Origin of the sequence: Pseudomonas sp. WS 5011, assembly GCF_012985775.1 — a bacterium.
GTDB classification, from domain to species: Bacteria; Pseudomonadota; Gammaproteobacteria; order Pseudomonadales; family Pseudomonadaceae; genus Aquipseudomonas; species Aquipseudomonas peli.
The window spans coordinates 1-6,426 of record NZ_JAAQXA010000048.1 but is presented as its reverse complement, the minus strand read 5'-3'; the positions used below and the strand labels follow the sequence as shown (position 1 = coordinate 6,426).

5 protein-coding genes and 2 pseudogenes are annotated in these 6,426 nt (G+C 55.1%); 3 read left to right on the top strand and 4 right to left on the bottom strand.

The features are described 5' to 3' along the window. Nucleotides 1–105: 105 nt before the first annotated feature. From HBN63_RS21185 to HBN63_RS21175, 3 genes and pseudogenes are all read left to right on the top strand, one after another. Nucleotides 106–210: pseudogene (locus HBN63_RS21185) on the top strand (copper resistance protein B); the annotation flags it as partial. Nucleotides 211–219: 9 nt separating this feature from the next. Beyond that, on the top strand, nt 220–1,062 hold the full coding sequence (locus HBN63_RS21180; protein ID WP_170050792.1) for a cytochrome c: 843 nt from the start codon (nt 220–222) through the stop codon (nt 1,060–1,062). Then, the gene (locus tag HBN63_RS21175; RefSeq protein ID WP_003246746.1) at nt 1,052–1,495 is read left to right on the top strand and encodes a DUF411 domain-containing protein; all 444 of its coding nucleotides are present in this window, start codon (nt 1,052–1,054) and stop codon (nt 1,493–1,495) included. The genes HBN63_RS21180 and HBN63_RS21175 overlap by 11 nt, the downstream gene beginning before the upstream one ends. Before the next feature lie 177 nt (nt 1,496–1,672). Here the strand turns inward: HBN63_RS21175 and HBN63_RS21170 are convergent. The 4 genes and pseudogenes from HBN63_RS21170 to HBN63_RS21155 form a co-directional block, all read right to left on the bottom strand. Then, nucleotides 1,673–2,997 (bottom strand): annotated as a pseudogene (locus tag HBN63_RS21170) (OprD family porin). Between the two features lie 157 nt (nt 2,998–3,154). Beyond that, nucleotides 3,155–3,487, bottom strand: a complete 333-nt coding sequence (locus tag HBN63_RS21165; RefSeq protein WP_017675718.1) for a DUF2790 domain-containing protein — start codon at nt 3,485–3,487, stop codon at nt 3,155–3,157. Between the two features lie 341 nt (nt 3,488–3,828). Then, nucleotides 3,829–5,118: an OprD family porin gene (locus HBN63_RS21160; protein ID WP_170050793.1), complete on the bottom strand. Its 1,290-nt coding sequence runs from the start codon at nt 5,116–5,118 to the stop codon at nt 3,829–3,831. Nucleotides 5,119–5,334: 216 nt separating this feature from the next. Next, the gene (locus HBN63_RS21155) at nt 5,335–6,234 is read right to left on the bottom strand and encodes a LysR family transcriptional regulator (RefSeq protein WP_017679356.1); all 900 of its coding nucleotides are present in this window, start codon (nt 6,232–6,234) and stop codon (nt 5,335–5,337) included. Nucleotides 6,235–6,426: the final 192 nt, after the last annotated feature.

The window sequence follows — 6,426 nt, the reverse complement described above, 5'->3', positions numbered from 1 at the left end:
GCGGAAAAACACGGAGGAAGAAGCCGCATCGTGACCGATGCGGTTAGAATTTAAACCCCGCGCAATCGGGTGGAGGCACCGGTCACGTTGTTAGCGAAATGAGCGGTCACGTTCACCGAAATCCGCAGCAACACGGCAGACATGGTGCGCGACGAGGGCGGTGATGTAGACGAGGCGCGTTTTGTCGCCGGTATCCGGATGTGGTTTTGAGAACCTGACATGAAAAGAACAATTAAAACTTTGGTGGCGGCCGGCGTGGTCGGTAGCACAGCTGTCCTGGCCGGCGCCTACTTTGGCGTGGTCAACGTGGGGGCCGATGATCCCCATTTTCCTGCAGTGCATGCGTTTCTCACGATGGCCCGCGACCGCTCTATCGAAGTCCGTTCGCAGGACATCGAGGTTCCCAACCTGGATGATCAAGCTCTTATTCGCGCCGGTGCGGGCAACTACAACTCCATGTGTATCGGCTGTCATTTGGCGCCAGGTGTGGCGGAGACCGAGCTAAGCCAATCGCTTTACCCTGCGCCTCCCAACCTCGCCAAGATCGGTGTCGATGGCAATCCGTCAGCAGCGTTCTGGGTGATCAAGCATGGCATCAAGGCAACGGGTATGCCTGCGTGGGGCAAGAGCATGGGCGATGAGTACATCTGGGGCATGGTTGCCTTCCTTGACCAATTGCCGACGATGGATGCCAAGCAATACCAAGCACTCGTCGCATCCAGTGGCGGCCATCAGCATGGTGGTGGGGAAACGCAAATGCATAACCATGAAGGACAGCACGGCGACAACAAGCCTGGCCATCATGACAATAGTGGCGGTGGCGATGACCATCATGGATCAGGTGATGCTGGAGAGCCTGGTCATCACGATGCCGCGGCTACGGATAGCGAGGGTGGCTCCGCACCTAAGGCAGGTCACCATTCGGATATGAGTGGCGATGACCACCATGCTGGGGATGAGGCGTCGTCCAACGGAGGTGATCATCACGCCGAGCAGGCTCCGAACGCCTCGCCCAAGACCCACACCCACGCCGATGGCAAAGAGCACGTACATGAAAGCTAAATATCTGGCCTTACTGGCCGCTCTCTCCGTCACGTCTGCGGTTCAAGCAGCTGATGCCCTGACGATTGATGTCCATCGTGATGCCAATTGCGGATGTTGCAAGAAGTGGATTTCACACCTCGAAGCGAATGGCTTCAAAGTCGTCGACCATGTTGAAAGCAACATGACAGCAGTGAAGCAAAGACTGGGCGTCGCGCCACGGTTAGCGTCTTGCCACACCGCGGTGATTGACGGCAAGTTCGTCGAAGGTCATGTGCCGGCGGCTCAGGTCATCGAACTCACCAAGCGCGATGATCTGCTGGGCATCGCTGTTCCCGGGATGCCGGCGGGCTCCCCCGGCATGGAAGTCGATGGCGTACAGCATGCCTACCAGGTCATTGGCTTGACCAAGACGGGTTCTGATCAGGTCGTTGCAGAATATCCCGCCCAGTAGTACTGCCTGCCAGCACGGCCGCTTGTGTGTAGTGGCCGACTCATTTTCATACGTCCTTTAACCTAAGTAAAAAAGGCGCCCTAGGGCGCCAAGGGCTGTCTCCAAACCAAAGGAGCACTACGAGGGGACAGCAGGACCAAGGAGCGAGCGGGCAATCAACCCGCTCGCTTGCCAGGGTTAGAGAACTTCCAGCGGGTACTCGACAATCAGGCGGAACTCATCCAAATCCGACTCGAAGTCGGTGGCGCGAGTCGTGGCTTGTCGAATGCGAAAGGACATGTCCTTCAACGACCCAGACTGCACAACGTACTTGGCCTCGATGTCCCGCTCCCAGCGCTTCTGGTTGGTCAACGGATCGCCGTTGTCATCACGGCGCATATAGACTTCGTTGGCGTTGCTGTAGTCGGCATCCCAGCCCTGGGCATATCGAGTCATGAAGCTCAATCCAGGCACACCGAAAGGCTCCATATCCAGGTCATAGCGCACTTGCCATGACTTCTCCTTCGGCGAGTTGAAGTCGCTGTACTGGATGGAGTTGTCGAGGTAGATGGAGTCCGATTGGCGCAAGTAGTCGAAGTCATCATCGCCATTGTTGCGCTGGAGACCCACCAGCACTGTATGAGCGCCGAATTGGATGCCGACCTTGCCGCTCCAGATGTTGTTATCGAAGCTCCCGAGGAGCTGCCTCCCTTCATCGACCGCCTTGTAGTAGTTCAGCCCGCCGATCAAGGCGACATCGTCCGCAAGCGGGTAGCTCAGCGTGGTGCCCGCGTAATATTGATTCCAGGCATCCTTGAGGCGGCTGGTGTAGAGACTAAAGCCGACGTTGTCATTAAGCGTGTAATCACCACCGAAATAGGCGATCCATGGCGAGTCCACTTCGCCCGCGTAGAAGGTAGCGAAGCCGTCGCGCATGCTGCTGGTATTGGGTTGGCTCATCGAGTGGAGGCGACCGCCCTGAAGCGACAGTCCTTCCACGCTGCTGTTGACCACGGTGACACCTCGGAAACTCTCCGGTAAAAGCCGTGCATCACCGTATTGGACGACCGGGCTGACGGGAAAGACGTCGCCTACCTTGATCTCGGTATCCATGAACCGAGTTTTCACCGCGCCCCCAGTTTGGAGTAGTTGTCCTCAGCCTGCCCGAGGCTGTTGTAAGGCATCACGTCGACTGAGCCCCCGGCACCAGAACGGCCGTCGCCGGTGTCAAGCTTGAGCCCCAGCATGGCAAAGGCATCGACACCAAAACCTATGGTGCCCTCCGTGAAACCAGACTCGAATCGGCCTATCACGCCATGCGCCCACTCTTCCGAATAGCCATTACCCGAGCTGCTGGACTGGCCTTTACGGAAATCGCGGTTGAAGTAGAGGTTTCGATTGAGAATGGTCAGGCTGCTGCCTTCGATAAATCCCTCGCCTTTCTCGCCGGCGGCCATTGCAGCTTGCCCGGTACTGACGCTCAGAGTGAGCAGAGAAAGTCCTAACAGGGTTCTGTTATTCATAAATGCTCCTGATGTTATTGGCAGTTGTCATTGTGTGGTCGCATATATGTGCCAAGCGCGCCGGGCATAGCCAGGCACGCATTGGTCATATTTCCACATGCCAAATAACGTCAGGGTGACTTGGAAATTACATTTCAGTCAGCGCGATGTCATTTATCTAGTTTTGATTACGGCAACCTGTCCCGGCTGCCCGGTATTCAAGAATATTCAGATCGCCATTGGAGTCCTCGTAGGTCATCTGGGCCGGCATCACACCGCAGCTAGAGTCCGTCGGGGTAGTGGCCACGACCCTGGCGATATCGAGTTTCATGCCGTAGCGGTAATGAATAACTTCAGGCGGATTCTTTCCGTTAGCGGCAGCATACTCTTGCATGGCCTGCTCATTGGCCTGAATCATCCGACCATAGACACGATCAGCGCCGCCTTCTGCCAGAGCTGCAGAGGAAACAACCATAGCGGAAAGTGCAGCAATGACTTTGAGGTTTTTCATGTTTAATCACTCCTTCAAGGTGGTGATTAAAATATAAACGCAAGACCCTGTCACAAACGTGAAGCGAGAATTACATTCCTGTAATGGATCTAAACTCTTTGAGAGTAAAGGTTTTGATACGTCAGTTATGTTTGGCACTCGTCAGAGCAATTACAGGCGTCGGCTACCGAAGATAACAATTTCTACCCAGGTATCAGTGAGTGGGTCATTGGAAAGTCAGCTTTGGTGAGGCGATCGTTAGCGGTAGTAATGCACTCTTGGCGGCTCCCCATAGTCGCCGTCTGTGCATTTCGCTAAATGCGTGCGCTGCACAAACAGTGCAACGCACGGATTATTGCTAATTACAGCAGTGGAAGGGTGTAGCTCACGATCAGGCGGTTCTCATCAACGTCGTTGCCGAAGTTGGTTGAACGTAGTGTGGCGTTGCGCCATTTAACGCCCAGGTTTTTCAGCGCACCGTCCTGAAAGACATAGGCGATGTCAGTATTGCGCTCCCACTCCTTACCATCGGCACCGCCTGCGCCTAGATCAATATTGTCGCCGGTCAGGTAACGGGTCATGAACGTCAAGCCAGGGATGCCAACGCTGGCAAAGTTGAAGTCATAGCGGGCCTGCCATGAGGTTTCGTCTTTGTTGGCGAAGTCACCGATTTGCACATAGTTGACCAGGAACGGATCGGTGCCGTTGATGTAGGCGTAGCCGGTGTCTCCGCTCATGCTCTGGTAACCAACACCGAGTGCGTGACCGCTAAATGCATAGGTGAACATCGCCCCGAATGCCTTGTTGTCGACGTTGCTGTTGCCCTCGTCGGTGGAGCGAGCGTAGCGCAGATCAGTTTTCAGCGATTGCTTGTCACCTAGCGGCAAGGTGTGCAGGACCGTGAAAATATGCTGCTTGTAGAAACCGTCTAGATTGCCGTAGTTGTAGCCGGTGGCTAGGTTGCTGTTCCACTTGTAGGTTGCTCCGGCGAAGTTGAATTCATCGCTATTCTGGGTTCCGCCGCCGCTGATAGCGCGGGCTGCGCCGCTGGTAATGCTGAGGTCTTCGCTATCGGATGAGTCGCGCTGGCTTACTTGTTTGAGCTGGCCGGCATCGAAGGTCAGGCCGGCAATCTCCAGCGAATTCAGGTGCCCGCCTTGAAAGGTCTGTGGCAGCAGGCGCGAATCGTTTGCTTGGACGGTTGGCAGTCGAGGTTGCAGCGTGCCCAGTTTCAGCACGCTGTTTGAAGCGCGCAGCTTCGCGGTTAAGCCCATCTCACCATATTCATCCTGCGCTGCACGAGGTGCTTCTTTGTTGCGTTTTAGAAGGCCCGTGCCTGAACGATCAGCGCTGGAGTCCAGCTTGAGACCCAGCATGCCGATGGCGTCGATACCCACGCCGACTGTCCCTTCAGTGAAGCCGGATTCGTAGCGCAGCAGGAAGCCCTGGGCCCATTCCTCCTGCTTTGACTGGCTAGCTGAGTCTTGGCGGAAATCACGATTGAAATAGAAGTTGCGCGCTTCCAGACCAGCTTTGCTATCTGCCAAAAAATCAGCTGCCGCTGGTTGACTGAGACCGAGTCCTCCAGCGCTCAGCAGGAGCCCGCACGTGACTCGGTTAAGCCATTGAGAGTTGGGGGTAGCAATGAGCATGTAATTATCCTCGTCGAAAACATGTGTGGTAGACGTGGGGCAGGCTCGGGTAGGCGTATTACACTTGCACATACTTTCGATGACATTTTTATTTCAATGATCGAGAGGGCGAATGAAAGCCTTACAGGGCGAGGGTTTCAATGCAGGAGTGGAAACTTTTGTTTGTTTCAGCGAGATGACTATTTGGTGAATTAGCTGCTTGTGGACTACTCAGGGCTACTGAGTGAACCAGTTGTGGCGATCTTCAAAGGCTTTGTAGATGAGCGATACCAGTGTCTGCACTTCTGATTGCTCTGCTGCCAGCGGGGACGTTGAAATCCAGACCACCCGTTCCAAGGCAGTCTCGAATAACTCGTCAAGGGGCAGCAGGTTACGGTCTACATGGGAGATGTAGCCAGGTAGCAGGCCAATGCAGGAGGAGTTACGCAGCAAGTCAACGACCCACTCTTGTGAATGCACTTGAATGACCGCGCTTTGGCGCTGACGGATCAGCTGATTCCATGGTTCGAAACTGTCAACCGTTGTGTTTCCCGCGAGCTGAACCAGCATGAAATCCTTGAGGTCGGCTACAGAACTCGGTAGGCGTTTACCCGCATAACGTTTGGCCATATGGGCACGATAGGGAATTCGTGCAAGCATCAATGGTGTTGTCATTGCAAAGCTTGGAGTCGGTCTTGGCGTGCCGGGATCGGTGATCCAAATCATGACCTCTGCCAGCCTCTCGGGCTCGCCCTCCTGTGGGATGATTTCTAGTCTCACGGCCGCGTCATTACGCAGCCAGGAGATCAAATCACGGGCCAGCAGGTCGGTGAGCAGTGCCGTCGGCACCGCAAGACGTACCAGAGCTCGCTGGACACTGACGTCCTCTGGATGCAGGTCACCGAATTTCTGGATCAGTAGTTGTTGTAATTCACGTCCTGTTGCGCTCAGGCTGAGCTCGCGTCCTTTATAAAGGAATAGCGGGGTACCTACAGTTGCCTCCAGCTTCCTGAGTTTTTTGCGCATCGGCACGATATGTAAGTTTAGGCTGCGTGCAGCCTGCCTAAAGCAGGCGCAGCGCGCGCTGGTCAAGAAAATCTGTGCTAGTTGGTGGTCGATGGTGAGAGGGTCGAACATGGGGGGCGATCAAAGCTCGTGCCAAGCAAAATGCATGTACTTTGAGCTTAACGAGACGAACCTAAGGAAACTCTGAAAAAGACTTCCTGATTTTGGCAAAATCCCCGGACTCCACCCGCCGAGTTTTCCGATGAAGCAGATGACCTTCGCCGACGCCGAGTACGCCGGCAAGCGCAAACAGACCCGCAAAGA